The following is a 26,460-nucleotide window of genomic DNA, read 5'->3' as shown; positions in this document are numbered from 1 at the left end:
CTATAACCTAAATGTCGCAGATGGCCACCATGCCAAGAAACCCGATAATCGTCATACCTGCGCGTCTCGCTTCGACCCGGCTGCCGGGCAAGCCGCTTGCCGATATTCACGGCGAACCGATGATCGTCCATGTCTGGCGCCGGGGGATCGAGGCGGGGATCGGTCCCGTCGTGGTCGCCTGCGCCGAACCCGAGATCGCCGACGCCGTCACCAAGGCCGGCGGTCAGGCTGTCCTGACGAGACCCGACCACCCCTCCGGCTCCGACCGAATCTACGAGGCGCTTCGGACCGTGGATCCCGAAGGCAAGCACGATGCCGTCGTGAACGTCCAGGGCGACCTTCCCACCATTGCGCCGGAGACGATCCGCGCCGCCTACGAGTTGCTGGAGACCGAGGGGGTCGATATCGGCACCCTGGCGGTCGAGATCACCGATGCCAGCGAGCGCGGCAATCCCAACGTCGTCAAGGCGGTGGTCGAACGGGCGCCGGGTGCCGCAACCGGCCGCGCGCTGTACTTCACCCGTGCGACGGCTCCTACCGGCGAGGCGCCGCTGCTGCACCACATCGGCCTCTACGCCTACCGGACGCCGGCGCTGGCCCGCTTCGTGTCGCTGCCGCCGTCGCATCTGGAGCAGCAGGAGAGACTGGAGCAGCTGCGGGCACTCGCCGCAGGCATGCGAATCGACGTGGCCGTCGTTGACGCGGTTCCGCTGGGTGTCGATACTCCCGCCGATCTGGCCCGCGCCCGAGTCCTGCTCGGCCGCTGAGCCAGTTTTCAGTCCCTTTCAATCGAGCAAACACCCCGGTCATGTCCAAATCCACCGCGATCGCCTTCCAGGGTTCCCTTGGCGCCTATTCCGACCTGTCCTGCCGCAACGTTTTTCCGGAGCGGCAGACCATGCCATGCGCGACCTTCGAGGACGTGTTCGCCGCCGTGCATGAGGGAACAGCCGAGTACGGTATGATCCCGGTGGAAAACTCGGTCGCCGGGCGCGTCGCCGACAACCATTATCTGCTGCCGCAGGGCGGCCTGCACATCATCGGCGAACATTACCAGCGGGTGAACCATCAGTTGCTGGCGCCTCCGGGCGCCACGCTCGATACCATCAAGGTAGTGCGCAGCCATATTCAGGCGCTGTCCCAATGCCGCAAGGTGACGCGCGCACTGGGCCTGCGGGAGATCCCGCATGCCGATACGGCGGGTGCGGCGAAGGAGATCGCCGAGCGCGGCGACATCACCGAAGCGGCGATCGCGTCGGAACTCGCCGGCCGGATCTACGGCCTGGAGACCTTGAAGCCGTCGATCGAGGACGCCCAGCACAACACCACCCGCTTCCTGGTGATGGCGCGGGAGCCGATGCAGCCGGCGCCGCATTCCGGGCCCGTGGTGACCACCTTCGTCTTCCGGGTCCGCAGCGTGCCGGCGGCGCTCTACAAGGCGATGGGCGGCTTCGCCACCAACGGCATCAACCTGACCAAGCTGGAAAGCTACATGGTGGACGGCCGCTTCACGGCGGCGCAGTTCTACGTCGACGTCGAGGGCCACCCGGAAGAGCGGCCCCTGCGGCTGGCGCTGGAGGAACTGGAGTTCTTCGCCCGCGAGGTGAAGATCCTGGGCGTCTATCCGGCCAACCCGTTCCGGCTGGAGCAGCAGAACCAGGCGATCGGCGACGACTGAGACCGGTTCGTAAGCCGTAATTTCGTAGGTCGCGCTGAAGCGAAGCGGCAGCCGACAAGCAGGCGCGTTTATGTCGGCTGCCGCTTCGCTTTAGCGCGACCTACGAACAGCGTGTGCTGCCTCAGCCGTGAAGCCAGTCCTCGATCAGGCGGCGGGAGATCGAGTCGGCTCTCGGCAGGCGGTAGGGTCCGCCCTCCTCCCAGCCCAGGATCTGGGAGCGGGTGAACCATTGGGCGTCTTCCAACTCGTCCTGCTCGGTGCGGATGTCGGTAGTCGTCGCCACGGCGTGGAAGCCCAGCATCAGCGACGACGGGAACGGCCACGGCTGGGAGGAATGGTAGGTCACCTCCCCTACCCGGATGTTGGATTCCTCGAAGACCTCGCGCGCGACGGCGCCTTCCAGGCTTTCGCCCGGTTCGACGAAGCCGGCCAGGGTCGAGTACATCCCCGGCGGAAAGCGCGGCTGACGCCCCAGCAGGCAGCGGTCGCCGTCATGCACCAGCATGATCACGGCGGGGTCGGTGCGGGGGAAATGCGACGTAGCACAGTCCGGATTGGTGCAGCGGCGGACGTGGCCCGCTTCGGCGCTGACGGTCAGGTGGCCGCAGACGCCGCAGAAGCGATGGCGGGAGTGCCACCATGTCAGGCCACGCGCGTAGGCAAGTATGTTGCCCTCGTCGTGCCCCAGCAGCGACCCGAAGCTCCGCAGATCGGCGAAGCTGCCGCGTCCGGCAAAGCTCGGATGGGTGGCGGGGTCTTCCAGGTCGGACAGGTCGACCGCGAAATAGGCGGTCTCGCCGTTGAGGCCGAGCAGGAAATACTCCGCCCCGTCCGGCAGATCGGCTGCCGTGAGCAAGCCGGCCCTGGGTGCTTCCAGGTCCCCGAACATGAAGTTCTGGGCGCGCCATACCGGCACGATCCTGGTCTCGGCCGCCGCCCGCCGGGCGTCGATCCAGCTCTGGTCCTTGCGCAGCGCCGATACCCGATCGAGCATGCCGCCGGCGTAGAAATTGGGTTTGTTTGGCATGGGATTATAGGTGGCACAGGTCGAAGCTTCTGGAAAGTACGATCATCCGGGTTTTTGCGCATGGGCGGCCGACGCGCGTTTCCTCTTGCTCCCCGGTTCGCCGCGCGCCATATAGGCGTTGGGAGGTTGGCGGCGGACGAGTCCCTCGCCAACCCGGTCAGGTCCGGAAGGAAGCAGCCGCAACGAGTTTCGGCTCGGGTCGTTTGTCCAGCCTCCCACCTCAATCTTTCCCCGACAGTTTACGTCCGACATGTCTTTCCGCTTCGACATGCGTTCATCGGGGACTAGACTGGCGGCAACGCCGTTGCCCGACGCCAGAGTTTCGTTTTGACCGATCAGACGCTTCCCCCCCTCGGCGCGCCGCCGCCGGAAACCTCCGCCGCGACCGGTGCCCCCAAGGCCTATCGGGTCCTCGCACGGAAGTACCGCCCCCGCGACTTCTCCGAACTGGTCGGCCAGGAAGCGCTGGTCCGTACCCTGACCAATGCTATCAAGTCCGGCCGTCTGGCGCATGCCTTCATGCTGACCGGCGTGCGCGGCGTCGGCAAGACGACGACCGCCCGGATCATCGCCCGCGCGCTCAACTGCACCGGTCCCGACGGCACCGGCGGACCGACGATCACGCCCTGCGGCGTCTGCGAGAACTGCAAGAGCATCACCGCCGACCGCCACGTCGACGTGATGGAGATGGACGCCGCCAGCCATACCGGCGTGGACGACATCCGCGAGATCATCGACGGCGTGCGCTACGGACCGGTGGCGGCGCGCTACAAGGTCTACGTCATCGACGAAGTCCACATGCTGTCCAAGAACGCCTTCAATGCCCTGTTGAAGACGCTGGAGGAACCGCCGGAGCATGTGAAGTTCATCTTCGCCACGACCGAGATCCGCAAGGTTCCGGTCACCGTCCTGTCGCGCTGCCAGCGTTTCGACCTGCGGCGGATCGATACCCAGACGCTGGTGAAGCACTTCAACCGGGTGGCGGAGGCCGAAGGCGTCACGGTCGATCCCGACGCCATGGCGCTGATCGCCAGGGCCGCCGATGGCTCCGCCCGCGATGGCCTGAGCCTGCTGGATCAGGCTATGGCGCTGGGCGGGGATAAGTTGGACGCGCTTCAGGTCCGCGACATGTTGGGGCTGGCCGACCGGGCGCGCGTGGTCGATCTGTTCGAAGCCGCGATGACGGGCAAGCCGCGCGACGCGCTGGACATTCTGTCCGACCTGCACCGCAGCGGCGCCGATCCGGTCGTGGTGCTTCAGGACCTGCTGGACTTCACCCATTTCCTGACCCGCTTCAAGGTCGTGCCGGAAACGGCGCTGGACCCCGGCACTCCGGAAACGGAGCGGGTGCGCGGCGGCGAGCTGGCGGGCAAGCTGGGCATGCCGGCGCTGACCCGCGCTTGGCAGATCCTGCTGAAGGGATTGGGCGAGGTCCAGAGCGCCCCGGTGCCGTTCGACGCCGCCGAGATGGTGATCGTCCGGCTCGCCTATTCCGCCGACCTGCCGAACCCGGCCGACCTGATCCGCCAGCTTCAGGGCAGCGGCGCTCCCGCCGGCGGCGGGACGCCGGCAGGCCAGAACGGCAATGGCGGCGGATCGCGCGCAATGGCGGGGCCGGCGCTGGCGGTCGCCCATTCGTCGGCGGCGCCCCGGATGGAGCCGGCGCCGCAACCAACCGCAATGGCGGAGCGCGCCTCCGCCGATGCGGACGCCGAGCCGCTGCCCGACCCCAAGACATTCCGCGAAGTCGTGATGCTGTTCGGCGAAATGCGCGAGGGCTCCCTGTACGGGCAGCTCTATAGCAGCGTCCATTGCGTCCGGATCGAGCCCGGCCGGCTGGAGATCAGGCCGAAAGACAAGGCCCAGGCGGAACTGTCCGGCCGTGTCGGCAAGCTGCTGTCGGAATGGACCGGCCGGCGCTGGATGGTGACGGTGTCGGGTGCCCCCGGTGAGCCGACGCTGAGCGAGCAGGACCACAGCGCCAAGGCCCAGGCCTTGGAGGAAGCAGCGCAGCACCCCGTGGTGCGCGCGGTGCTCGACATATTCCCCGATGCCAAGTTAGAGGTGCGGGACGTGGCCGAACCGGAACCGTTATCCGACGGGACGCTTGCGGATGAGGCCAACGACACCGATTTCTACGAGGAACCCCCGTCCGACCTGGACGATATAGGAGAATTCTAAGCCATGAAAAATCTCGGCCAAATGATGAAGCAGGCCCAGGAAATGCAGACGCGCATGCAGCAGATGCAGGATGCGCTGGCCGAGGTCGAAGTCACCGGCCAATCCGGAGCCGGAATGGTCAACGTCACGCTCAACGGCAAGGGCGAGATGAAGCGCCTGAAGCTCGACAAGTCGGTGGTCGATCCCGAGGACGTCGAAGTGATCGAAGACCTGATCATGGCCGCCTTCAACGACGCCAAGCTGAAGGTCGAGCAGCACGTCGCCGACGAGACCCAGAAGCTGATGGGCGGCATGAAGCTGCCGCCGGGCCTCAAGCTGCCGTTCTGAGCATGCTGTCTGCCGGCCGCCGCACCTTGGGATGCGGCGGCCGGACCGTTCTTTCCCATACCGTTCTTTCCGGGCCGTTCTACGTGGAGCGATCTTGAGCAGTTCCGAAATCGACCGCCTGATCCAGCTTCTGTCAAAACTGCCGGGTCTCGGCCCCCGCTCGGCCCGGCGCGCAGCGCTTCACCTGATCAAGCGGCGGGAAAGCCTGCTGACGCCGCTGGCCGACGCGATGCACGAGGCGGCGGTCGCGATCAAGACCTGCTCGGTCTGCGGCAACCTGGACACCAAGGACCCCTGCGCCATCTGCGCCGATCCCCGGCGCGATCAGGCGCTGATCTGCGTGATCGAGGAAGTCGGCGACCTTTGGGCACTGGAACGTACGGGATCGTTCAAGGGCCTGTACCACGTGCTGGGCGGCACCCTGTCCGCCCTTGAAGGCATCGGTCCGGACGACCTGAACGTCGCCGGCCTGATCAACCGGGCGCGCCGCCCGGAAGTGACTGAAGTGATCCTGGCGATGAACGCCACGGTCGAAGGCCAGACGACGGCCCACTACATCACGGACCGGCTGGCGGATTGCGACGTCACGGTATCGAGGCTGGCCCATGGCGTGCCGGTCGGCGGCGAGCTGGACTATCTGGACGACGGGACGCTGACGGCGGCGCTACGGTCCCGCCGGCCGTTCTGAGACAAGCTTTCTAAGCCGGCCTTTCTGATCCGGCCTTTCCGATAGAGCGGTCAGGCCGTGAGGGTGATCGGTTCGACCGTACCGTCCAGGCTCATCAGCAGCAACTCCACGCTCAGATCCGGGTGGCGGGTTGCGATGGCGTTGGCCACCTTGCGAAGGTGTTCGGCATGGAAATGGGTTTCCGTTTCCTTATCCCTGGTGGTTTCCGGGCCGACGAAGACCTTGTAGGCGCCGCAGTCCCGGTGATCGATTATCATCACTTTGTGGATGTGATGAAGCTGCTTCGCTACATCCACATGGTTCCAGAAGGTGGCGCCCCATTCTGGCTTTGCGTCCACGAGCGCACCCAGCGAGGCGCCGGCAAGGATCACGTGGTCATATTTATCGGTCAGACCGCGTCCGTCCATGTAGTGCGCGACTTCGTCCAGCAGACGGTAATCCATGCAGCTCAGCAGCAGCACCTCGGCTTGACCGCCGGCACGCGCCGATGCCATGGGCAGGCCGGCCGACAGCAACGCGGCCCCTGCGCCGAGTGTCGCGATCTTAAGGAAAGTGCGGCGGGGGTGCGCCGCGTGGCCGAAGCAGCCGCAATCAGACACTGTATCGTTCTTATTCATGATGCCTCCTCCTGCATACCGGGATAAGCGCCATGATGTTGGCTTAAACTTTAAATTAGATTTAATTCTAAGTATTCCGCCTCGTTCTTCTCCTGTTCTAATCTGTCTCCCGATCCGCTACCATCCCGCCGAGGTAGTGGAAGGATTGCTGATGCCGTTCGCGCTCGACGTGCTGTCGCTGGTTCTCGGCTTCGTCTTCGGGGCAGGCATCGTGCTGCTGTTGCGCAGCGGGGGCATCGGACAGGCGGAAGCGGGACGCCTGGCGGCGGAAGCCGACTTCGCGCTTCGCCAGAACGACGACCTGCGGGCCGAAGCCATCCAGCGGGAGCGGGAACTGGCGGCGCTGCGCGCCGAACTCGGCGATACGAAGACTGCCAAGGCGCAACTTCAGACGCGGCTGGAGCAGGAACGTCTGCTGTCCGCCGAGAAGATCGCCCTGCTGGAGCGTGCTGAAGCCAAGTTGGGCGACGCCTTCAAAGTGCTGTCGTCGGAGGCGTTGCGCAGCAACAACCAGAGCTTCCTCGATCTTGCCCGCACCACGCTGGAGCGGTTCCAGGAGAACGCGCGCGGCGATCTGCAACAGCGGCAATCGGCGATCTCCGACCTCGTGGACCCCGTCCGCCAGTCGCTCGACCGGATGGACGGCCAGATCCAGGCGCTGGAAAAGGAGCGGGTCGGCGCTTATGAGGGGCTGAAGCAGCAGGTGCTCTCCCTACTCGACAGCCAGCGGGAGCTGCGCAGCGAGACGTCCAATCTGGTCCGTGCCCTGCGGTCGCCGGTGGCGCGGGGCCGCTGGGGCGAGATCCAGTTGAAACGCGTGGTCGAGATGGCCGGCATGGTCGATCACTGCGACTTCTTCGAGCAGCACAGCGTTTCCGACGACCAGGGCAACAAGCTGCGCCCCGACATGGTCGTCAAGCTGCCGGGCGGCAAGACGATCGTGGTCGATGCCAAGGCGCCGGTCGAAGCCTATCTGGACGGCATCGGATCGGCTGACGACGCGGCGCGGCGAACCTCGCTGATCCGCCATGCCCGCCATGTCCGCGACCACATGAAGCAGTTGGGCGGCAAGGCTTATTGGGACCAGTTCAGCGCCTCGCCCGAGTTCGTCGTGCTGTTCCTGCCGGGCGAGAACTTCTTCAGCGCGGCCCTGGAGCAGGACCCCAGCCTGATCGAGGCCGGGATCGACGGCGGCGTGATCCTGGCGACGCCCACGACACTGATAGCGCTGCTGCGCGCCGTCGCCTATGGCTGGCGGCAGGAGCATCTGGCCCGCAATGCGCGGGAAATCAGCGACTTGGGCGCCGAGCTTTACAAGCGGCTGGGCGACCTGGGCGGCCACATGGACCGGCTGGGCGGCCAGCTTGGCAAGGCGGTGGACAGCTACAACAGCGCGGTCGGTACGCTGGAAACCCGCGTGCTGGTCAGCGCCCGCCGGTTCCGTGACCTTCACGTGGCGCCGAACAATGCGGAACTGCCGGAACTTCAACCTCTGGACCATGCGACGCGGGGACTTCAGGCCCAGGAGTGGCGGCTGCCCGCAACGACGCCTTGACGGGCGAAGCCAAAAGCCATATCTGAAAATTCGATCCTGAAAATCTTGAGATTCGTCACAGGGCTCCATGGCCATACGCCCCATTATCATTGCGCCCGACCCCGTCCTGAAAGCCAAGGCCAAGCCTGTGGAGAACATCGACGGAGGCATCGTCCGTCTGATGGACGACATGCTGGAAACTATGTACAAGGCGCCCGGCATCGGGCTGGCCGCGCCCCAGATCGGCATTCTCCAGCGCGTCATCGTGGTCGACGTCGCCGACAAGGACGAGAAGCCGCAGCCCTTCGCGATGGCGAATCCCGAGATCCTGTGGCAGTCGGACGAGACCTCCGTCCATAACGAGGGCTGCCTGTCCCTGCCCGACCACTACGCCGACGTGACAAGGCCCAAGCAGGTCCGGCTGCGCTACATCGACCGCGACGGCGAAGTCCGCGAACTGGATGCCGACAACCTGCTGGCGACCTGCGTCCAGCACGAGATTGACCATTTGAACGGTGTCCTGTTCATCGACCATATCTCCCTGCTGAAGCGCAACATGATCATGCGCAAGCTGCAGAAGGCGAAGAAGTCGCAGGAAACGGTCTGATTTTGGCGATTCCCCCCGAACCTGCCGGTTCCCAGTCGCAGCACGAGCGGATCTACGCCGCCGCCCGCTATTACGACATCGCCTTCGCTTACCGCGATTTTCCCGACGAATGCGAGTTCCTGACCCGCGCTGCGGCACGCCAGATGGGCCGCGATCCGGCAAGCGTGCTGGAACTGGCGGCGGGACCCGCCAACCATGCGATCGAACTGGCGCGCCGCGGCCTTGCCGCCACGGCGCTGGACCGCGAGCCGGCAATGGTGCAGTACGGGACCGAAAAGGCGGCGGCAGCCGGCGTGGCGCTGAACTACGCCCAGGGCGACATGACCGCCTTCACGCTGGAGAGGCCGGTCGATCTGGCGCTGCTGCTGCTGGGTTCGGCCGCCTGCCTGCTGACCAACGATGCCGTGATTTCATGCCTGCGCCGGGTGGCCGATGCGCTCAACCCCGGCGGAGTCCTGATCATCGAGCTGCCGCACCCGCGCGAGCTGTTCAACATCGACGACGCGACCGAGGATGGCTGGGAAGTCACCCAGGACGGAACGCGGGTGAAGGTGCGCTGGGGATCGGACGGCGACTCGATGAACCCGGTCAGCCAGGTGGCGCAGGTGACCACCACATTGACCATCTGGGAAGACAAGCGCAAACAGGTCATCCGCGACCGCGCGTTCCAGCGCCGTTTCACCGTGCAGGAAGTCGACGCGCTGGCCCGCGCCAGCGGCAGCCTGGAAACGGTCGCGTGGTATGGCGGGCTGGACATGGACGTCGCGATCGACGATCCGGAACAGGCGTGGCGCATGGTCGCCGTTCTCCAGAAGCCAATCGGCTGATATTTACCGATACGGTCAAGTAATCCGAGAGTGTCAGGCATGAGCCGTCTCCGCCTCGCCTTCATGGGCACGCCCGATTTCGCGGCATCCAGCCTGCGGGCGCTGATCGACGCCGGCCATGAGGTGGTCTGCGTCTACAGCCAGCCGCCCCGTCCCGCCGGGCGCGGGCATCAGGTGCAGCGCTCGCCAGTCCATGTGCTGGCGGAAGATCGGGGAATCCCCGTCCGTACGCCGAAGTCGCTGCGCAGCGCCGAAGCCCAGGCGGAGTTCGCGGCGCTCGATCTGGATTGCGCCGTCGTGGCCGCCTATGGGCTGATCCTGCCACAGCCGATCTTGGACGCCCCCCGCATGGGCTGCCTGAACATCCATGCCTCCCTGCTACCGCGCTGGCGTGGTGCCGCACCCATCCAGCGCTCGATCCTGGCGGGTGATGCCGAGACGGGCGTCACGATCATGCAGATGGACGCCGGGCTGGATACCGGCGCCATGCTGCTGAAGGGCACCGTGCCGATCACGGCGGAGACGACAGCCGGAAGCCTTCACGACGCGCTGGCGGAACTGGGCGCCGGGTTGATAGTGCAAGCGCTCGACGGTCTGGCCGAAGGCCGGCTGACGGCGGAACCGCAGCCTGCCGAAGGCGTCACCTATGCCGCCAAGCTGAGCCGCGACGACGGACGGCTGGACTGGAGCCAGCCCGCTGATTTCATCGAGCGGCAGGTCCGCGCATTGAACCCGTGGCCGGGCGTCTGGTTCGACTTGGGGCACGAGCGAATCAAGGTGCTTGCGGCGGAATTGGCTAAGGGTACTCCGGACGCCGCCCCCGGCACTCTGCTCGACGCCGACCTTACCGTCGCCTGTGCGGAGGGCGCCGTCCGGCTGACCCGCGTCCAGCGGCCAAGCAAGGCGGCGGTCGAAGGTTCCGCGTTCCTGCGCGGCTTCAACGCGGCTGTCGGAAGCGTGCTGGCGGCGTCATGAACCGGTGGAAACTGACCGTCGAGTATGACGGCAGCGACTTTGTCGGCTGGCAGCGGCAGGACAACGGCCCTTCCGTCCAGCAATCGCTGGAGGAGGCAGTCGAGCGTCTGGCCGGCGAGACCGTCCGCGTCCACGGCGCCGGCCGCACCGATGCGGGTGTCCATGCTCTGGGACAGGTCGCCCATTTCGACGTGGAGAAAGACCTGTCGGAGCGCGCCGTCCGCGACGGGTTGAACCACCACATGCGCCCGGCCCGTATCACCGTGCTGAAGGCGGAAGCGGTATCGCAGGACTTCCACGCCCGGGTTTCCGCTCGCGAGCGCGGCTATATCTATCGCATCGTCAACCGCCGGACGCCGCTGGCGCTGGACCGGGGCCGGGCATGGCAGACCGGCCGCCTGCTGGATGCGGAGGTTATGAACGAAGCGGCCGGCGTGCTGATCGGCCGCCATGACTTTACGACGTTCCGCGCCAGCATGTGTCAGGCGAACTCGCCGGTAAAGACGCTGGACGTGCTGACCGTCGTCCGCACCGGCGACGAAATCCGGATCACGGCGCGGGCACGGTCCTTCCTGCACCACCAGATCCGCAACATCACCGGCACCCTGGTCCAGGTCGGCGAAGGCCGCTGGTCGGTGGAGCAGGTGCGGCAAGCGCTGGAAGCGCGCGACCGGTCGAAGGGCGGCCCGACGGCGCCGCCGGACGGGCTTTACTTCACCGATGTGGTTTACTGAAGGGTCGGCTGGCCAAGCGAAGCTCGACGCAGGAGAATGCGTAATTGGTTGACGGACTCCATGCATAGTGCTATCGCAAATATCGAAATAGGTATGTAAAACACTCGCCTAGGACGACCACGATCAATGAACTTGGACGAAATCGAAAAGAACAAAGCCCAGTTCATCGAGCAATTGAGAGCATCGAGAAGAGCTGCATCTTTCGAAGTTCACATCGGCTCGGGCGTCCGCATAGCAGAAGACATATCGCAAATCGTCAATAATCGTATAACCGAAAAGGCGAATTGGGAGCATCTTTATCTTTGCGCGATGGAGTTCGATTAAAATCCAGGACGCGCCCGTCCTTAGCAGTTATCTCCCTCAGCTCCCCTCCTCCCTGACCTGGGCGTGGGCGAGCAGCGCCACCAGCCCTACCCCGCCGACGACGTTGCCCGCCAGGGTCGGCAGCAGGAAGCCTGTCAGGTATTCGTTCCATGTCACCGCTCCGGCAAAGGCGGCGCAGGCGACCTCAACCGAGCCGGCGATGATGTGGGCGAGTTCGCCGAGGCTGACCAGATAGGTCAGGCCGACGATCACGAAGGGTTTGGCCGCTCCTGCCAACGGCAGCAGCCAGACCAGCAAGGCAATGATCCAGCCGGCGAAGATCGCCTTGGTGAAGGTGACGGTCGCGGCGGGTTCGGCGGCGTGGCGGCCAAGCTCGATGAACTGCTCCTTGGCTTCCGGAGAGAAGACCTGCGTCGCCTCGACGCTCCAGGCGAATAGCAGCGTTCCCAGGATGTTGGCCGAGAAGACGATGGCCCATAGCCGCGCCACGTCGCGCAATCGGACCCAGCTCCGCCCGTGCAGCAAGGGCAGGACGGCGGTCAGGGTGTTTTCCGTAAACAGTTGCTGCCGGCCCAGGATGACGATCAGGAAGCCGAAGCTGTAGCCGAAGCTGCTGATCAGCGGACGCCATGGCTCGTCAGGCAGTCCGGCGCGGAGCAACCCGTCGCCGACCATGGAAAAGCCCATCGACAGTCCAGCCGCCAGCCCCGACCACATCAGGGAAGACGTGGGACGGCTCAGTTCCTCCTCGCCCTCCTTCCGGACTGCCTCGTGAACGATGAGGGTGCGCGGCGCCGTGATGTCGTCGACGTCTTCACGCTCCTGCGAGCCGAGCTGAGCGGACGGGATATGGCGGGTGTCTGTCATGGAAAGTCTGTTCCCGAAGGGTCAAGGCCGGTTGTCGGCTTTGCCGTAACAGACGGAACGGGTAATTGGTGCCGGTGCAAAGGGCTCAGGAAAGCGCCCGAAGATCGGCGCGCAACGTGTCCGGATCGGAGCTGGTGACCAGCCGGTCGATATCCTCGTGCGTCCGCTCCCACACGGGAACGGCCGAGGCAAGCAGCGCGTGGCCGGCAGGGGTCAGCGTCATCAGGCGGTTGCGCCGGTCCTTCTCATCGACCGACACCGTGACGAGGCCACGCCGCTCCAGCGGCTTCAGGTTTGCGGTCAACGTCGTACGGTCCATCGCTAGCAAGGCCGCGACGCTCGCCATGGCGGGAGGCTTGGGCCGGTTGAGCGACATCAGCAGGGAAAACTGGCCGTTGGTCAGGCCCAGCGGGCGGAGGGCGATATCGAAACGGCGCGCCACAGCGCGGGCAGCCCGCTGGACATGCAGGCACAGGCACGTGTCACGAACCTTGATCGTCACCTCGTAGGGGACGGATGTCTCTTCATGCTTTGACATGCCTTAATAATGTTGATATCAACGTAATTGTCCAGTCCTTTGCCGGTGCCGCCGCATTCGTCCCGATCGGGACCGCCAGCGCCTCCGGTCCCACTGTCGAATTCAGGGGAGGCGTCAATGACGAACAAAGTCCTCATACTGGTTGGAACGAAAAAGGGCGCATTCGTCCTGGAAAGCGATGCGGCGCGGCAGTCATGGGAGCTTCGCGGTCCTTACTGCGAGACATGGCCGATGAACCATGTGATCGCCGATCCAGCCACGGGAACGATCCTTGCCGGCGGCGGCAGCGAGTGGTTCGGCCCCGCCGTCTGGAAATCGGGCGACCTTGGAGCGACATGGACGCATTCGAGCGCGGGCTTGGCCTATCCGGAAGGGGAAGCGCCGATCAAGGCGGTCTGGAGCCTGGCGAAAAGCGGAGCGAGCCTTTACGCCGGTGTCGATCCGGCGGGGCTGTTCCGCAGCGACGACGGCGGCGAAACCTGGAGCCATCTTGCCGGGCTGCGGAACCACCCGTCGCGGCCCCACTGGAATCCGGGGGGAGCCGGGCTCATCCTTCACTCGCTGCTGCCGCATCCCGATGACGACAGGCGTCTATGGGTCGGGATCTCCGCCGCCGGCGTGTTCCATACGGCTGACAGCGGCGAGACCTGGGAGACCCGCAACCGGGGAACCAGGGCCGATTTCATGCCGGAGGACCAGAGGTATCCCGAGTTCGGCCAGTGCGTTCACTGCCTTGTCATGGCTGCCGGCATGCCGGACCGGCTGTATCAGCAGAACCACTGCGGCATGTACCGCAGCGACGATGGCGGACGGCATTGGACAAGCATCGAAGCGGGCCTGCCCTCGAGCTTCGGCTTTCCGGCAGCGGCCCATCCGCGCGATCCGTCGACGCTCTACCTGCTGCCGCTCAACGGCGACTCGGCGGGCCGCTATGTCCCCGACGGCAAGGCGGCGGTCTGGAGGACACGGGACGGCGGCGAAACCTGGAAAGACCTACGCACCGGCCTGCCCCAGGGCAACACCTATTTCGGCGTCCTGCGTCAAGCCATGGCGACCGACCGGCTCGAACCCGCCGGGGTCTATTTCGGGACGAGCACAGGTTCGCTATACGCCAGCGCCGACGAGGGCGACAGTTGGACCTGCGTCGCCCAGCATCTGCCGACGGTGCTTTCGGTCGAGACAATGGTGGTCGAGGCCTGAGCGCCATGCAGGAAGACCCAGCATGCCTGCCGGTCATTGTGAAGCTTCCGGCCGCCTTGGTCAGGCTATTCCCGGAAGCATCCCGACAAGTCGAGATCCCGGCTTCGGTCGCCACGGTTGGCGACGCGATCGACGCCCTGGACAGGCGCTGGCCAGGCATGCGCGACCGTATCTGCGACACGACGCCGAGTATCCGGCGCCACATGAACGTCTTCGTGTCGGGCGAGCGGGCGACGCTGGAAACTCGGCTAGCGCCCGGCGCAGAGGTGGTCGTGCTGACCGCGATCAGCGGAGGGTGACATACTTACGGCATTGCTGCTGCCCGATTTCCAGGCATATGCAGCCGCTCCATCGATGATAAGGTCTTTGAGCCTTGCTCAGGACCGGTGACATGCATCCCGATACCCTCTCCCGGCGGACCGTCGCCTTCGTCAACATCGCCCATGCGCTCGATCATTTCGTGCTGCTGATATACCCGACGGCTGTTATCGCGATCGCGGCGGAGCGGGGTCTGGACTACGGCGCGCTGATCGGGCTGGCGACGGGTGCCTTCGTCGCCTTCGGGCTGTTCTCACTGCCGATGGGCTGGCTATCCAAGCGATTGGGCCGGCGCAATCTGCTGGCGGCGTTCTTCGGCGGTTGCGGAGTCGCGTGCCTGGGTATCTCGATGACGGCGACGGAGACCGGCTTCGCGGTCTGGCTTTTCATGCTTGGGGTGTTCTCGGCGATCTACCATCCGATCGGCGGCGCGATGCTGGTAACCCATGCCCGGCAGCTTGGGCGCGACCTCGGCTGGAACGGGGTTTGGGGCAATTTGGGGGCCGCGTCGGCGTCGGGCGTTACCGCCGTCGTTGCGGCGACGCTGGGCTGGCAAGCCGCCTTCGCGGTTCCGGGATTGGTCTGCCTTGCAGTGGGAGCGGCATTCCTAGCGCTGGTTCCGGAGGATGGCGAAGGGAATGCCCAGCGGAAGGGCTCCGCCGGAGTTATCCCGGTGTCGCGGCCGATGGTGCTGATGGGCATCTTCGCTCTCGCGATCATCGCGGGCGGCATGACCTTCAACGTAACGACGATCTCGCTGCCCAAGGTCATCGACGAACGGCTCGGGCTGGCGCTGCCGCTGGCCCTGACGGGATCGCTGGCCACGGTGGTCTTCGTGTTCGGCGCGCTGATGCAGCTTGCCATGGGGCGAATGGTCGATCGCTTCAGCCTGCCGTCGATCTTCGTCGGCATCTCGATCCTTCAGCCGATGGGGCTGGGGTTGGCGGCGATGACGACGGGGGTGCCGATGCTGGCCGGGCTGGTCATGGCGATGGCCGCGATCTACGGGCAGGTGGTGGTCAACGACGCCATGGTGGCCCGGTATGTGCCGGCGGAACACCGGGCGACCGCCTTCAGCGTCCGCTACTTCCTGGGCTTCACCACCAGCGGCTTCGCGGTGCCGCTGATAGCGCTCCTGCATGGGCAGGGCGGCTTCGCGGTGGTGCTGGCCGCGACGGCGGCGTTCGGTGCCGCGATCTTTCTGTGCTCCATCAGTTTCCTGATGGTGGCACAGCCGCGCCTGAACGCCGGCAATGTGGCGGCCGAGTAGAACGAACTTCCCGATACGGTAAAGTGTCTGCGATCTTGTCTTCGAACCGTCGTTTCTTTGATCAGGTCTGGCTGCTGCTGATGCTGCCGCCGCTGTTCTGGGCCAGCAACGCCATCGTCGGACGGACGGTGGCGGGAGCGGTGCCTCCCGTCGGTCTGGCGTTCTGGCGCTGGACCCTGGGCGCGCTGCTGATACTGCCCTTCGCGTGGAAATATCTCAGGGCCGATGCGGACGTGTTGCGACGTAACTGGGCGATCATCGTCGTTCTGGCGATGCTGGGCATCGGCGTGTTCAACACCTTCGTCTATATCGGGTTGAACACGACGTCGGTCCTGAACTCGGTCATGATCCAGTCGGGCATACCGCCGCTGATCGTGCTGATGACGTTCCTGCTGTTCCGCGACAGGATCTCATGGGTGCAGGGCGGCGGAATCGCCCTGTCGCTGGTCGGGGCGATGACGCTGATCTCCAAAGGCGATCCAGGCGCGCTGGCCCGGTTCGAATTCAACCCCGGCGACCTGTGGATCTTCGCCGCGGTCGTCTGCTACGCCGGCTACACGGCGCTGATGCGGCGGCGGCCGTCCGTCCACCCCTTCAGCTTCCTGTTCGTGACCTTCGCGCTCGGCGCGTCGATGATCCTGCCGTTCTATCTGGCCGAGACGTGGAACGGCCACCCGTTCAAGCCAACCGCGATGGCGCTGGGTGCTACGGTCTATGTGGCGCTGTTCCCGTCGATTCTGGCCTATCTGTGCTTCAACCGGCTGGTCGCGGTGGCGGGGCCGAACCGGGCCGGGCTGTGCATCCACCTAGTACCGGTGTTCGGCAGCCTGGCCGCCATCCTGTTTTTGGGAGAAACGCTGCACCTGTTCCATGTCGCCGGCATCGCCCTGATCGCGACGGGGGTCTGGCTGGCGACCCGAACCGCCTCAGCGCGGTGACGGCGCCGGCTTGGCAGGCCGTGCCTTGCCTCCGCGTTTGGAGGGCGGCGGGCCGCGCCGGGCCTGATGGAAGCGGTGGGGCGGACGGCTGGGGTTGGCGCCGTTGGCGCGCTCCTCCTTCCGGACCGTGTGGCACGCGTCGCATATCTTGAAGCGGTGGTTGGCCTTCAATGTGGCGCCGCAGGACGGGCAGGCGCGCGGCAGGCTGCGGGCGGACAGCGTCCGCTCGATGAAGGCGTTCAGCTCCTGCCGGCGCTCCAGGCAGAGGTCCATCTCCGGATAGGCTTCGGGGAAGCGGTAGGCCAGCCACGCATAGGCGGTCAGGTCCTTGACCGCCTTTTCCGAGGCTTCGAGCTCCACGTCGGTACCGGTCTCGTGGGTGAAGCGCCCGGCGGTGCCGGGGCTGGGGTTGGGCAGGCCCTTGCCCTGGTTGACCGCCCACATGCGCAGTAGCCGCAACTGGTTGGGATCGCGGACGTCGATCGGGCAGCGCGAGAGCAGGTCACGGGTCTCCAGCGGCAGCTTGGCGTGATCGACCGCCAGGGCCGCCTGGATGCGGCCTTCCAGATCGGTCATGCGGAAGGTCTGGTGGGCGCGCAGCAGTTCCTGACCCGCCGTCCGCAGGACGCGGGCGAGACTGTTGGTGCCAAGCTCCTGCGCGATGGCCTTGACGTGCGAGGTCGCCGGCGAAATCCACGGACGGGGATCTTCCGGATCGACCGGCTTGGACGTCAGCGCGCGCCGGACGGGGTTGATGTTCTCCCCTTCCAGCACGGCGACCCGGCCTTCCTCGTGCATGCCGAAGCGCCCTGCCCGGCCGCCGATCTGGCGGACTTCCGGCGGCAGAAGCTCACGCTCTTCCCGGCCGTCGAACTTGCGGGTGGTGGACAGGACGATGCGGGCGATCGGCAGGTTGAGGCCCATGCCGATGGCGTCGGTCGCGACCAGCACGTCGGCCTGCCCCTCGCGGAAGCGGCGGGCTTCCGCCCGGCGCACTTCGGGCGACAGGGCGCCGTAGATCACCGCGACCGAGTGGCCCTGCTGGAGAAGCTGGGCGCGAAGCCCCAGCACGTCGCGGCGGGAGAACGCGATCAGCGCGTCGGCCCGGCGGATCTCGCTCATCGCGACGCCGCCCTCCTGGACGCGGAGCGGCGACTTGCGGGTGAACTCGACGATCTCGAGCTCCTCCCCGGTCGCGGCGGCGAGGCGCTGGACATAGGGGATCGCGTCGGCCGAGCCGGTCATGATGATCTCGGACGCGGCCATGCCGGCGACGGCGGCCGTCCAAGCCCAGCCCCGGTCGTGGTCGCCGATCATCTGGATCTCGTCGATTACGCAGGCGTCCATCACGCGGTTGGTGTTCGCCATCTCGATGGTCGAGGAAACGAAGGCGGCGCCCGGCCGCACGTCGCGCTCCTCGCCCGTGATCAGGCTGCACATCTGGCCACGGGTTTCTACCGCTTCCTGGCCTTCCAGCGCCAGCAGCCGCAGCGGGGCCAGATAGGCGCCGCTGCGGCCTTCCGCCAGACGGTCCATCGCGGCGTGGGTCTTGCCCGAATTGGTCGGGCCGACGAACAGCCGCAGCTTGCGGATCATCGCTCGGGCGGCGGCGAAGCTGTCGAGATAGACGCCGAGGCCGGACGCCGTTTCCAGCAGGTTGCGGCGAACGCGGACGCCGATGCGGGCCGCCGCCGTGCGGAACGCTTCCTCGACGGCGTCGAGCAGCGTTTCCAGGCGTGGGGTACGTCCGCCGAAGCCCAGCACGCGGGCGAGGTCGTCCGAGAAGGCCTGGGGACGCCAGCTCTGACCGAAGGCCGCCGCGCGCTCGGCAACCGACTCGACCCAGATGTCGATCCGGTCGATGGCCTCCTGAATCTGGTCTGATCCTTTGACGGCGGCCTTCACCCGCTTGGCGAAAGCCTTGATCTCGTTCCGTCCGATGCCTTCCGGAGTTTCCAGCAGGTCGGCCAGTTCCTGCTCGACATCCTCGACCGGACCGGTCGTGACGCGGAAGCGGGCCTTGAGCCGGCGTTTTGGGTCTGCGCCGGGGATGACGAATTCATGCGCGCCGGCAATCGACCAGCGGGCCGGCACGATGTCGAACTCCACCTCGATCCCATCGCCGCGCAGAGTGGCGGCAATTGCCCGCAGGGCATCACGCCGTTCCAGAGTGTCCGTTACTTCCGCCATCTCGCGACCATGTTTCCTGTAATACGCCCGTAATAATGGGCAACCCGCACGGGGGTTCCCCTCGTATTGTATGCGGCGCACCCGGTATCAACCATCGCGAATGCGCGAAGCGCCGCCGGCGGACCTGTTTATTCCATGCCGCCTGCTGGTAAAGTAGGGATGCAGGATCGCAATTGCACCGCAACACTGCCGGAAACGAAGAAGATGGCGGGATGATGAGACGTTTTGGCCTGGAGCTGGCTGCGGTTGCGGCGATTGCGGCCTGTCTAGCGCTCGCCCTCTTCGCGATCATACCGGACGATCTGCGCGATCCAACCGACGAGGAGATCTGGACCGGCATCCTGGCATCGGTCCGTCCGCTGGCTCCGCCGGAGGAGCTGGAACGCTGGATTTCCGAAAGCCTCGACGCCGACGATCCGGAAGAAGCCGGGGATCTGTTCGAACTGGCTGATCTGCTCGGCATCGCGATCGATCCGGCCCTGCGGCGTCGGTACGACGAAAAGCTGCAATGGCTGCCGACCCTGGTGCGCTCCGCCAGCGCCGGAACGCACGGCTTCGTGACCGGCGAGGGCGAAGGCACGGCGGGAGCGGTCGGTGCCGTGATTTCCGACCTGACGGTGATCGGCGATGTGCGGGACGCCACGGCTCAGGCCGGACACTACCTGAACGACGAACCGGTGGACGAAACCCTACTGACCCTTTCCACGGCCGGCATCGGCCTGAGCGGGGCGGTGCTTGCCACGGGCGGCGGGGCGATCGCGCTGAAAACCGGCGTATCGCTGGCCAAGCTGGCTCATCGGACCGGCAAGATGACCAAGGGATTTTCCCGCTCTCTCGCCGAACTCGTAAGGCTGGGAGATACCGCGAAAATTCAGGATGCCCTGAAGTCGGTCGGCGCCATCGCCAAGGCGGCGTCGCCGCGCGGCGTCCTGACCGTGATGCGGAATTTGGATCACGTGGACGAACTGCCGCGCGCCGAGAAGGTCGCGGCGATGGTGGGAAAGCCGACGGCCGGGTTGTTCAAGGTGGCGGGCCGGCGGGTTTTCGACGGATTCGCCAAGATCGCCGTTCGCTCGGCGGCGGCGGTCTGGGCGCTTGGCGCGATGATCGTTTCAGCGCTGGTTGGATTGCTGGGCCTGCTCCTGTCCGCCATCACCGCTTCGGCAGCGGCGATGGCGGTACTCCGGCGCCTGTTGCCCAGTGGCGCTTCATCCGCCGGGTAAAGGCAGGAACGTTCCGGATGCGTCTGCTTCGTCGTCGGATAGGTGTTGAGGAGGGGTGTAGTGTCAGACCGCTAATCTCATGGCGATCATGAAGGCTCCGGAGAGGGCACCGAGGCCGACGAGGAAGATGGCTGTTCGACGGACTGTCTCAGTCACGGATTCCATGCTTTTGTCTCCCCCAATTACGTTTTTGATGGCGAATTCGATGTGCGCCTGATGCGGACTGTTTAACAGTCTCGTGTGTCAATCGTCGCGGATATTTCCTACTACGTCAATAGGGATAACGTGCCTGCCGCTGTCTGGGCGGTGAGAGCAGCATCGGCGGGAAGTGAGGCCGGGAGCAACGGACAAAGCGGGGACATCGGATAGGAGGCGACGACGCCCCAACCGCATTCTCTGGCTTTAGGTGTAATGCTATCGTATTAGCCTGCAGCAGCACCACGTAAAAATTATAAGTATTTTCTTCAAATGGTAACCGAATTTCCGCCTATTATCCTGGGCGATCTCGCTGTCGATATGATTAATCGCACCATCGGCACCGAGCTTCAGCCTGGACTTGCCCGCCTCAGCAGCAAGGCGCATAGGCACGTTAAACTTGATCATCCTGAAGACTATGCACTTTGCATGCTCTTTATCGACGCCGTGGTAAAGGAACCCAGCTTTATCGGCCAAGCTCCAAAACATGGTCGCAACTTCGAACTTTTGCGACGTATACCGGGACGTAATGGAGACGCAACACCTGTCGCCGTCAAAATGGAGCCAGATGAAAAAGGAGACTACAGCATCGTATCTTTTTACAGGATTACTGCGAGCGAACTGCACTCCAAGCGCACCAGGGGCCACATTCTGCCTACAATAAAACAAAAAACGCCGCGTAAAGCGGCGTCTTTTATGTCTGAGCGGGATGCAATCCCCGATCTCTTGGCCAGAGCGAACCACGTTAGAACGCCATCCACTCCGGTTAGTTGCCTTTGCAGGCGCGTGAGTCAGCCCTTCTCACCTCAGCAGACGCAATAAGTATAAACCTTTGCAGCTTGACGGTCAACGTCTGGACGAAACATTCCACACCAATCAGTTCATGCCTTTTCAAGACGCATCGGCGTGCCCAGGAATTCCTCAGGCGCTCGCTCAGGGAAGTCAGGGAGCGGCGTCGCTTCCGGAAGCTCCTCCTTCTCCTCAATCCTCAAGATGATGGCATCCGCCAGGCAAGCAGCGGCAGCGTCTACCGGGTCTTCCTGATCCAGTAAGCCCTGATGTGTAATCTCCGGGAAATCAGGCAGTTCGATCCAGAACTGACCATCCTCACGATGCACGACTGCGCGATACTGAAGCATCGGATGACTGACCCCTTAAAAATGCCAGCGCGCTCACGCCGCCAAGGCCTACCCCTTCCACCCGCCCTCGGCAGCCACTGCCCTCGCCACCACGATCCACTCCTCGCCTTCCTCGGCATCGGCCAGCGCCAGGATCGGCGGCCAGACCGGCAGGCGGGCGTTTCGGCGGAGCGTCAGGAAGCTGTCGATCTCGTCGGGCGTCGGCAGGCGGTCGCCTTTCAGGATGTTGCAGCGGCGGTGGGACAGGACGATGTTGGCTATGTCGTCGATGCCGCCGTAGCATTGCGGTATGAAGTGGTCGTAGGTCGCTTTCGCGCCGACCGGTTCGCCGCAGTAGAAGCACCGTCCCTGCTGGCTGATCGCCAGCAGTTTCGGATCGCCGGGTTTGAGTTTGCGCTCATCCATGCGGTCAATATTGTTTGTACTTCAGGAATTTGCCACTCATCGTAATCGAGACCCGGTCGCCGTTGGGATCGGGCTTGCGCTGGATGTCCATGTCGAAGTCGATGGCGCTCATGATGCCGTCGCCGAACTCCTCCTCGATCAATGCCTTGAAGGTGGTGCCGTAGACCTGCACCAGCTCGTAGAAGCGGTACATAAGCGGATCGGTAGGGACGGCCTCGCCCAGCGAGCCCCGGTTGGGGATCTGCTGGAGAAGCTTGACCTCGTGGCTGTTGAGATCGAGCGCCGCCCCGACCTTGCGGGCGGACTCGGCGGGCAGCGCCATCTGGCCCAGGACGGCGGCGGTCGTGAATTCCTTGGAAAGTCCGGATTGCTCGGCGATCCACTTCCAGGTCAGGTCGCGGTCGATCCGGATCTGGAGGATCTTCTCGGTCAATTCGGCGCGGGTCATGGCGTGGTTCATGATGGATCGTCTCCTCCAATGGGACATGCTTTCCGGCAAGTCTAACAGGAGTACACGTTTCGGGTAATAGGCCAATCCCTGCCGAACACTCGATCCCTTGCCAGACGGGCGAATTGTTGCGACGCTTTCTTCCCGGCACCCCTGGCGCGAGGAACGACGGCCGGCATGACATTCCATCAGGACATCGGCGGCACCCGCCACACATTCGCGGATCTGAAGACGCTGCTGGCGAAGGCTTCGCCGGAGCGCTCGGGCGACCATCTCGCCGGACTGGCGGCATCCAGCGCCGAGGAACGGGTGGCGGCGCGTCTGGCGCTGGCCGATTTGCCGCTCACGACCTTCCTCCGCGAAGCGGTGGTCCCCTATGAGGAGGACGAGGTCACCCGGCTGATTGCCGATACCCATGACGCTCAAGCCTTCCAGCCCGTGGCCTCGCTGACGGTCGGGGAATTCCGCGATTGGCTGCTATCCGATGCCGCCGACTCCGCAGCACTGAAGAACCTGGCGCCCGGCGTCACGCCGGAGATGGCGGCGGCGGTATCGAAGCTGATGCGCAACCAGGACCTGATCGCGGTCGCGCGCAAGGCGCGGGTGGTCAGCGCGTTCCGGACGACGCTCGGCTTGCCGGGGCGGCTCGGCATCCGAGTCCAGCCGAACCATCCCTACGACGACGCCAAGGGCATCGCGGCGTCGCTGCTGGACGGCCTGCTCTATGGCTGCGGCGACGCGGTGATCGGCATCAATCCCGCCAGCGACAGCATCCCGACGACGATCCGGCTGCTCGACATGCTGGAGGAGTTCCGCACCCGCTACGACATCCCCGTGCAGTCCTGCATCCTGGCCCACGTCACCAACACGATGGAGGCGATCCGGCGCGGCGCTCCGGTCGATCTCACCTTCCAGTCCGTCGCCGGGACCGAGGCCGCCAACCGCAGCTTCGGCATCGACCTGGAGATGCTGGCGGAAGCGCACGCCGCCACGCTGGCGCTGAAGCGCGGTACGGTGGGTGACAACTGCATGTATTTCGAGACCGGCCAGGGGAGCGCGCTGTCGGCGGACGCCCATCACGGCGTCGATCAGCAGACGATCGAGGCGCGCGCCTATGCGGTGGCCCGGCAATTCAAGCCGCTGCTGGTCAATACCGTCGTCGGCTTCATCGGCCCGGAATACCTGTATGACGGCAAGCAGATCCTGCGCGCCGGGCTGGAGGACCATTTCTGCGGCAAGCTGCTGGGCCTGCCGATGGGCGTGGACGTCTGCTACACCAACCATGCCGAAGCCGACCAGGACGACATGGACACCCTGCTGACCCTGCTTGGAGTCGCGGGGGTGAACTTCGTGATGGGGGTGCCCGGCGCCGACGACATCATGCTGAACTACCAGAGCACGTCATACCATGACGCGCTCTATATCCGGAGCGTGCTGGGCCTGCGCCCGGCGCCGGAGTTCGAGCAGTGGCTGCACAAGATGTCGATCCTCGACGAAGCCGGAAGGGTCCGTCCGGCCCTGGAGAATGCCGGAGGGGCCGGCGCCCTCCTCACCTATGCGGAGGGCGCGCATCATGGCTGACGACCTGGAAGCCAAGGCGCCGTCCGGCCCGCCGTCCGATCCGTGGCGGAGCTTGCGCCGCCACACAGCCGCTCGGATAGCGCTGGGCCGAAGCGGCGACGCCCTGCCGACCCGGCACCTGCTGGACTTTCAACTGGCCCACGCGCGGGCGCGCGATGCCGTCCACCTGGACTTCGACTCGGCCGCCATGGCGGCCAGCCTGCCCGGCATGGCTTGCGTGACGGTCCGAAGCGCCGCCTCGGACCGGTCGACCTACTTGCAATATCCCGACCTCGGCCGGCGGCTGAACCCGGACGACCTGCCCCTGCTGCGCAAGGGCGATTACGACGCCGTGTTCGTGCTGGCCGATGGCCTGTCGGCGCGGGCGGTCCACGACCATGCGGCCGCCCTGCTGACCGCCACGGTCGAGTTGCTGCCGGGCTGGAAGATCGCTCCGGTGGTGCTGGCGCATCAGGCGCGGGTGGCGCTGGGGGACGGGATCGCATCGGCGCTGGGGGCCGCCCTGGCCGTCATGCTGATCGGCGAGCGGCCGGGCTTGAGTGCGGCAGACAGCCTGGGCGCGTACCTGACCTTTGGTCCGCGTCCGGGCCTTCAGAACGCCGACCGCAACTGCATCTCGAACATCCGGCCGGACGGGCTGGCGATCCCGCTCGCCGCGCGCAAGCTGGCTTTCCTGATGGCGGAGGCCCGGAGGCTGAAGCTGTCCGGCGTCGGCCTGAAAGACGACGTACCGGCGGAACTGCTGGGGCCGGAGCCGGTGAAAGCTATGCCGGAGAATACCGCCATGCGGAAAGAATCATGATTAACTTGGCGTAAAGCATATTGTCGCTACAGTGGCGGTTCCCGGCCCCACCGCGGCAGATGTAATAAAGCAAGTGCTGGTCAATTCGCCTCCCCTGCATGACATCATGATCGAACTGGCGCAGCATACCGGGCTATTTGCTCTGCTGGTGCTTGCCTTTTCCCATATTATCCATGCTTCCCATCTTTACCGGAGCCGGTGGCGGTCGGTACTTATGGGGACTGTTTTCGGCATCTTCTCGGTCGCCTGCATGATGATCCCCATCACCGTCGGCGGCGGCCTGATCCTTGACGGCCGCAACGTCATGATGGCGCTTTCCGGACTGCTGGGCGGCCCCGTTTCCGCCGCCGTATCGGCCGTTCCGGCACTGGCTTACAGGATCTCGATCGGGGGACCGGCGGTACTGGCGGGCTGCGGATCGATCCTGTTGAGCGCCGTGCTGGGGTCGCTGGTCTGGTGGCAGGCGTCACGATCCGGCCGGCGGTCCTGCTTTCGCGATCTGGTCCTGCTGGGCGCCTTGGCGGGAGGACTTGGCCAGTTGCCTATCTTCCTGCTGCCGACGCGGGAAATAGCCTGGCACTTCGTCACGGTCGCGGCGCTGCCGCTGGCGCTGTCCACGGCGGGCGGGATCATCCTGCTGGGCTCGCTTCTGCTGATCGAGTTGCGGCGGCTGGTCGAGGAAGACAAGCTCCGCCTGCTGGCGGGCCATACGACCGACATCATCGTGCGCTCGACCCTGTCGGGCCGGCAGCTTTACGTATCCCCCGCGTGCCGGGAGATTTTGGGCTTCGACGCGGACGAACTGGTCGGCACGTCGTTGACCGCGGTCATCCACCCGGACGACATGACTACGGTCCAGGACGTCATGCGGTCCCTGACGCCGGAACATCCGCGCCAGATGTTCACCTGCCGGTCCAGGCGGGCCGACGGCAGCTATGTCTGGCTCGAGGTGACGCTGCGGCTGGTGCCGGCGACCTCGTCCAATACCCTTTACAACGGGCCGGCGGAAATCGTCAGCGTCGCCCGCGACATCAGCAAGCGGAAGGCGGTGGAGGCGCAGCTCGCTGCGGCCAAGGCGCAGGCGGAGGCGGCGAGCCGGGCTAAGTCGGGCTTCCTGGCGAACATGAGCCACGAGTTGCGAACCCCGCTGAACGCCATCATCGGCTTCGCCGAGTTGATCCGGACCGAAACCATGGGTCCCGTCGGCAACCGGACATATTGCGACTATGCCAAGGACATCCACGACAGCGGACACCACCTGCTGAGCCTGATCAACGACGTGCTCGACCTTTCCAAGATCGAAGCCGACCGCATGGTATTGGACGAAGAGACGGTCGATCTGAACACCGTGGTCGCCACCTGCATCCGCATGTCGCGGACCCAGGCGACGCGGGGCGGCGTTTCACTGGTTGCGGATATCGATCCCAGCGCCACCCTGGTGCGCGGAGAACAGCGCCGGCTGATGCAGGTGGTCCTTAACCTGATATCAAATGCGGTCAAGTATACCAGGCAGGGCGGATCGGTGACCATCGCGACGCGGATGAACGCCGACGGCGCACTGGAACTGAGCGTCCGCGACACCGGCTGCGGCATCGCCGAACGCGACCTGGCCGTCGTCATGCAGCCGTTCGGGCAGATCGACAACCCCTATAACCGGATCAACCAGGGCACGGGGCTGGGACTGCCCCTGGCCCGCCGGCTGGTCGAGCTGCATGACGGCGTCCTGCTGCTGGAAAGCAAGGTCGGGGTCGGCACCACGGCAACCGTCAAGCTTCCGGCGGATCGGGTGATCGACACGGTCGCCCTGGGTTCGATTGCCTGAGCCTT

27 protein-coding genes and 1 other RNA gene are annotated in these 26,460 nt (G+C 65.3%); 20 read left to right on the top strand and 8 right to left on the bottom strand.

Going from position 1 to position 26,460, the window contains the following annotated elements; translation table 11 throughout:
* Positions 1-29: 29 nt before the first annotated feature.
* The gene (locus N826_RS19735) at positions 30-767 is read left to right on the top strand and encodes a 3-deoxy-manno-octulosonate cytidylyltransferase (RefSeq protein ID WP_244619666.1); all 738 of its coding nucleotides are present in this window, start codon (positions 30-32) and stop codon (positions 765-767) included.
* 41 nt (positions 768-808) lie between these two features.
* Positions 809-1,678 (top strand): prephenate dehydratase, encoded by an 870-nt coding sequence (locus N826_RS19730; RefSeq protein WP_044431631.1) that lies wholly within the window; start codon positions 809-811, stop codon positions 1,676-1,678.
* Between the two features lie 121 nt (positions 1,679-1,799).
* Here the strand turns inward: N826_RS19730 and nudC are convergent, their stop codons facing one another.
* A complete protein-coding gene (gene nudC, locus N826_RS19725; protein WP_044431629.1) occupies positions 1,800-2,705 on the bottom strand; it encodes an NAD(+) diphosphatase in 906 nt (301 codons plus the stop codon).
* A 121-nt stretch (positions 2,706-2,826) separates the two neighbouring features.
* Here nudC and ffs point away from each other — a divergent pair.
* The 4 genes from ffs to recR all read left to right on the top strand — a co-directional run bounded on the left by ffs (position 2,827) and on the right by recR (position 5,901).
* Positions 2,827-2,924, top strand: an RNA gene (gene ffs, locus N826_RS41280) — signal recognition particle sRNA small type.
* 108 nt (positions 2,925-3,032) lie between these two features.
* Entirely contained in the window at positions 3,033-4,886 is a 1,854-nt protein-coding gene (locus tag N826_RS19720; protein WP_044431627.1) for a DNA polymerase III subunit gamma/tau, read from the top strand.
* A gap of 3 nt (positions 4,887-4,889) precedes the next feature.
* Positions 4,890-5,213: a YbaB/EbfC family nucleoid-associated protein gene (locus N826_RS19715; RefSeq protein WP_044431625.1), complete on the top strand. Its 324-nt coding sequence runs from the start codon at positions 4,890-4,892 to the stop codon at positions 5,211-5,213.
* Positions 5,214-5,307: 94 nt separating this feature from the next.
* Complete coding sequence (gene recR / locus N826_RS19710) at positions 5,308-5,901, top strand: recombination mediator RecR (RefSeq protein ID WP_044431623.1); 594 nt, start codon at positions 5,308-5,310, stop codon at positions 5,899-5,901.
* 50 nt (positions 5,902-5,951) lie between these two features.
* On the opposite strand, the gene N826_RS19705 is transcribed toward recR, so the two are convergent.
* Positions 5,952-6,518, bottom strand: coding sequence for a carbonic anhydrase (locus N826_RS19705; protein ID WP_044431622.1), 567 nt, complete (start codon positions 6,516-6,518; stop codon positions 5,952-5,954).
* A 151-nt stretch (positions 6,519-6,669) separates the two neighbouring features.
* On the opposite strand from N826_RS19705, the gene N826_RS19700 reads away from it, so the two are divergent.
* The 5 genes from N826_RS19700 to truA all read left to right on the top strand — a co-directional run bounded on the left by N826_RS19700 (position 6,670) and on the right by truA (position 11,195).
* Positions 6,670-8,073 (top strand): DNA recombination protein RmuC, encoded by a 1,404-nt coding sequence (locus tag N826_RS19700; RefSeq protein WP_044431619.1) that lies wholly within the window; start codon positions 6,670-6,672, stop codon positions 8,071-8,073.
* A 67-nt stretch (positions 8,074-8,140) separates the two neighbouring features.
* Positions 8,141-8,659, top strand: coding sequence for a peptide deformylase (gene def / locus N826_RS19695; RefSeq protein ID WP_044431618.1), 519 nt, complete (start codon positions 8,141-8,143; stop codon positions 8,657-8,659).
* 2 nt (positions 8,660-8,661) lie between these two features.
* Positions 8,662-9,486: a class I SAM-dependent methyltransferase gene (locus N826_RS19690; RefSeq protein WP_052831621.1), complete on the top strand. Its 825-nt coding sequence runs from the start codon at positions 8,662-8,664 to the stop codon at positions 9,484-9,486.
* Positions 9,487-9,525: 39 nt separating this feature from the next.
* Positions 9,526-10,461: a methionyl-tRNA formyltransferase gene (gene fmt / locus N826_RS19685; protein ID WP_044431617.1), complete on the top strand. Its 936-nt coding sequence runs from the start codon at positions 9,526-9,528 to the stop codon at positions 10,459-10,461.
* On the top strand, positions 10,458-11,195 hold the full coding sequence (truA, locus tag N826_RS19680; protein WP_044431616.1) for a tRNA pseudouridine(38-40) synthase TruA: 738 nt from the start codon (positions 10,458-10,460) through the stop codon (positions 11,193-11,195). The genes fmt and truA overlap by 4 nt, the downstream gene beginning before the upstream one ends.
* 360 nt (positions 11,196-11,555) lie before the next feature.
* Here truA and N826_RS19670 read toward each other — a convergent pair whose 3' ends face one another.
* Both N826_RS19670 and N826_RS19665 read right to left on the bottom strand, forming a co-directional pair.
* A complete protein-coding gene (locus N826_RS19670; RefSeq protein ID WP_044431612.1) occupies positions 11,556-12,386 on the bottom strand; it encodes a formate/nitrite transporter family protein in 831 nt (276 codons plus the stop codon).
* Positions 12,387-12,471: 85 nt separating this feature from the next.
* Positions 12,472-12,924, bottom strand: a complete 453-nt coding sequence (locus N826_RS19665; protein ID WP_044431609.1) for a MarR family winged helix-turn-helix transcriptional regulator — start codon at positions 12,922-12,924, stop codon at positions 12,472-12,474.
* A 117-nt stretch (positions 12,925-13,041) separates the two neighbouring features.
* Here N826_RS19665 and N826_RS19660 point away from each other — a divergent pair, with 117 nt between their 5' ends.
* From N826_RS19660 to N826_RS19645, 4 genes are all read left to right on the top strand, one after another.
* Positions 13,042-14,124, top strand: a complete 1,083-nt coding sequence (locus N826_RS19660; RefSeq protein WP_044431607.1) for a sialidase family protein — start codon at positions 13,042-13,044, stop codon at positions 14,122-14,124.
* A 5-nt stretch (positions 14,125-14,129) separates the two neighbouring features.
* Positions 14,130-14,423, top strand: coding sequence for a MoaD/ThiS family protein (locus N826_RS19655; RefSeq protein ID WP_044431605.1), 294 nt, complete (start codon positions 14,130-14,132; stop codon positions 14,421-14,423).
* A gap of 92 nt (positions 14,424-14,515) precedes the next feature.
* Complete coding sequence (locus tag N826_RS19650; RefSeq protein WP_044431602.1) at positions 14,516-15,712, top strand: MFS transporter; 1,197 nt, start codon at positions 14,516-14,518, stop codon at positions 15,710-15,712.
* A gap of 35 nt (positions 15,713-15,747) precedes the next feature.
* A complete protein-coding gene (locus N826_RS19645) occupies positions 15,748-16,650 on the top strand; it encodes a DMT family transporter (protein ID WP_244619665.1) in 903 nt (300 codons plus the stop codon).
* Here N826_RS19645 and N826_RS19640 read toward each other — a convergent pair.
* Positions 16,639-18,840: a helicase-related protein gene (locus N826_RS19640; RefSeq protein WP_084720913.1), complete on the bottom strand. Its 2,202-nt coding sequence runs from the start codon at positions 18,838-18,840 to the stop codon at positions 16,639-16,641. The genes N826_RS19645 and N826_RS19640 overlap by 12 nt on opposite strands.
* A 212-nt stretch (positions 18,841-19,052) precedes the next feature.
* Here N826_RS19640 and N826_RS40290 point away from each other — a divergent pair, with 212 nt between their 5' ends.
* Together N826_RS40290 and N826_RS43175 are read left to right on the top strand one after the other, a co-directional pair.
* Complete coding sequence (locus N826_RS40290) at positions 19,053-20,063, top strand: hypothetical protein (protein WP_052831619.1); 1,011 nt, start codon at positions 19,053-19,055, stop codon at positions 20,061-20,063.
* Between the two features lie 468 nt (positions 20,064-20,531).
* Positions 20,532-21,080 (top strand): hypothetical protein, encoded by a 549-nt coding sequence (locus N826_RS43175; protein ID WP_147040900.1) that lies wholly within the window; start codon positions 20,532-20,534, stop codon positions 21,078-21,080.
* A 59-nt stretch (positions 21,081-21,139) separates the two neighbouring features.
* Here N826_RS43175 and N826_RS19625 read toward each other — a convergent pair whose 3' ends face one another.
* The 3 genes from N826_RS19625 to cynS are packed head-to-tail and all read right to left on the bottom strand — an operon-like array spanning position 21,140 to position 22,262.
* Positions 21,140-21,397 (bottom strand): hypothetical protein, encoded by a 258-nt coding sequence (locus N826_RS19625; RefSeq protein WP_044431598.1) that lies wholly within the window; start codon positions 21,395-21,397, stop codon positions 21,140-21,142.
* Between the two features lie 48 nt (positions 21,398-21,445).
* The gene (locus tag N826_RS19620) at positions 21,446-21,802 is read right to left on the bottom strand and encodes an HNH endonuclease (protein WP_044431595.1); all 357 of its coding nucleotides are present in this window, start codon (positions 21,800-21,802) and stop codon (positions 21,446-21,448) included.
* 4 nt (positions 21,803-21,806) lie between these two features.
* Positions 21,807-22,262 (bottom strand): cyanase, encoded by a 456-nt coding sequence (gene cynS, locus N826_RS19615; RefSeq protein ID WP_244619664.1) that lies wholly within the window; start codon positions 22,260-22,262, stop codon positions 21,807-21,809.
* A gap of 165 nt (positions 22,263-22,427) precedes the next feature.
* On the opposite strand from cynS, the gene N826_RS19610 reads away from it, so the two are divergent.
* The 3 genes from N826_RS19610 to N826_RS40285 all read left to right on the top strand — a co-directional run bounded on the left by N826_RS19610 (position 22,428) and on the right by N826_RS40285 (position 26,455).
* Positions 22,428-23,831, top strand: coding sequence for an ethanolamine ammonia-lyase subunit EutB (locus N826_RS19610; protein WP_044431593.1), 1,404 nt, complete (start codon positions 22,428-22,430; stop codon positions 23,829-23,831).
* On the top strand, positions 23,824-24,633 hold the full coding sequence (eutC, locus tag N826_RS19605) for an ethanolamine ammonia-lyase subunit EutC (protein WP_044431722.1): 810 nt from the start codon (positions 23,824-23,826) through the stop codon (positions 24,631-24,633). Before N826_RS19610 ends, eutC begins: the two co-directional genes overlap by 8 nt.
* 106 nt (positions 24,634-24,739) lie before the next feature.
* Positions 24,740-26,455 carry an ATP-binding protein gene (locus N826_RS40285; protein WP_280178485.1) on the top strand — a complete coding sequence of 572 codons (1,716 nt, stop codon included), beginning with the start codon at positions 24,740-24,742 and terminating at the stop codon, positions 26,453-26,455.
* Positions 26,456-26,460 lie beyond the last annotated feature (5 nt).

This window comes from Skermanella aerolata KACC 11604 (genome assembly GCF_000936425.1).
Lineage (GTDB): Bacteria > Pseudomonadota > Alphaproteobacteria > Azospirillales > Azospirillaceae > Skermanella > Skermanella aerolata.
Note: the sequence above shows the minus strand (reverse complement) of the source record. Positions and strands in the feature narration are given on the sequence as shown.

Excerpts from the sequence above, each read along its gene's own strand:
- N826_RS19700 (WP_044431619.1), top strand. The coding sequence starts at position 6,670 with ATGCCGTTCGCGCTCGACGTGCTGTCGCTGGTTCTCGGCTTCGTCTTC.
- nudC (WP_044431629.1), bottom strand. The coding sequence starts at position 2,705 with ATGCCAAACAAACCCAATTTCTACGCCGGCGGCATGCTCGATCGGGTA.
- truA (WP_044431616.1), top strand. The coding sequence starts at position 10,458 with ATGAACCGGTGGAAACTGACCGTCGAGTATGACGGCAGCGACTTTGTC.
- N826_RS19650 (WP_044431602.1), top strand. The coding sequence starts at position 14,516 with ATGCATCCCGATACCCTCTCCCGGCGGACCGTCGCCTTCGTCAACATC.
- N826_RS19735 (WP_244619666.1), top strand. The coding sequence starts at position 30 with ATGCCAAGAAACCCGATAATCGTCATACCTGCGCGTCTCGCTTCGACC.
- N826_RS40290 (WP_052831619.1), top strand. The coding sequence starts at position 19,053 with ATGATGAGACGTTTTGGCCTGGAGCTGGCTGCGGTTGCGGCGATTGCG.
- N826_RS19660 (WP_044431607.1), top strand. The coding sequence starts at position 13,042 with ATGACGAACAAAGTCCTCATACTGGTTGGAACGAAAAAGGGCGCATTC.
- N826_RS19610 (WP_044431593.1), top strand. The coding sequence starts at position 22,428 with ATGACATTCCATCAGGACATCGGCGGCACCCGCCACACATTCGCGGAT.
- cynS (WP_244619664.1), bottom strand. The coding sequence starts at position 22,262 with ATGAACCACGCCATGACCCGCGCCGAATTGACCGAGAAGATCCTCCAG.
- N826_RS19670 (WP_044431612.1), bottom strand. The coding sequence starts at position 12,386 with ATGACAGACACCCGCCATATCCCGTCCGCTCAGCTCGGCTCGCAGGAG.
- N826_RS43175 (WP_147040900.1), top strand. The coding sequence starts at position 20,532 with ATGGTAACCGAATTTCCGCCTATTATCCTGGGCGATCTCGCTGTCGAT.
- eutC (WP_044431722.1), top strand. The coding sequence starts at position 23,824 with ATGGCTGACGACCTGGAAGCCAAGGCGCCGTCCGGCCCGCCGTCCGAT.
- N826_RS19655 (WP_044431605.1), top strand. The coding sequence starts at position 14,130 with ATGCAGGAAGACCCAGCATGCCTGCCGGTCATTGTGAAGCTTCCGGCC.
- def (WP_044431618.1), top strand. The coding sequence starts at position 8,141 with ATGGCCATACGCCCCATTATCATTGCGCCCGACCCCGTCCTGAAAGCC.
- N826_RS19620 (WP_044431595.1), bottom strand. The coding sequence starts at position 21,802 with ATGGATGAGCGCAAACTCAAACCCGGCGATCCGAAACTGCTGGCGATC.
- N826_RS19665 (WP_044431609.1), bottom strand. The coding sequence starts at position 12,924 with ATGTCAAAGCATGAAGAGACATCCGTCCCCTACGAGGTGACGATCAAG.
- N826_RS19705 (WP_044431622.1), bottom strand. The coding sequence starts at position 6,518 with ATGAATAAGAACGATACAGTGTCTGATTGCGGCTGCTTCGGCCACGCG.
- N826_RS19625 (WP_044431598.1), bottom strand. The coding sequence starts at position 21,397 with ATGCTTCAGTATCGCGCAGTCGTGCATCGTGAGGATGGTCAGTTCTGG.
- N826_RS19715 (WP_044431625.1), top strand. The coding sequence starts at position 4,890 with ATGAAAAATCTCGGCCAAATGATGAAGCAGGCCCAGGAAATGCAGACG.
- N826_RS19640 (WP_084720913.1), bottom strand. The coding sequence starts at position 18,840 with ATGGCGGAAGTAACGGACACTCTGGAACGGCGTGATGCCCTGCGGGCA.
- N826_RS19730 (WP_044431631.1), top strand. The coding sequence starts at position 809 with ATGTCCAAATCCACCGCGATCGCCTTCCAGGGTTCCCTTGGCGCCTAT.
- N826_RS40285 (WP_280178485.1), top strand. The coding sequence starts at position 24,740 with ATGATCGAACTGGCGCAGCATACCGGGCTATTTGCTCTGCTGGTGCTT.
- fmt (WP_044431617.1), top strand. The coding sequence starts at position 9,526 with ATGAGCCGTCTCCGCCTCGCCTTCATGGGCACGCCCGATTTCGCGGCA.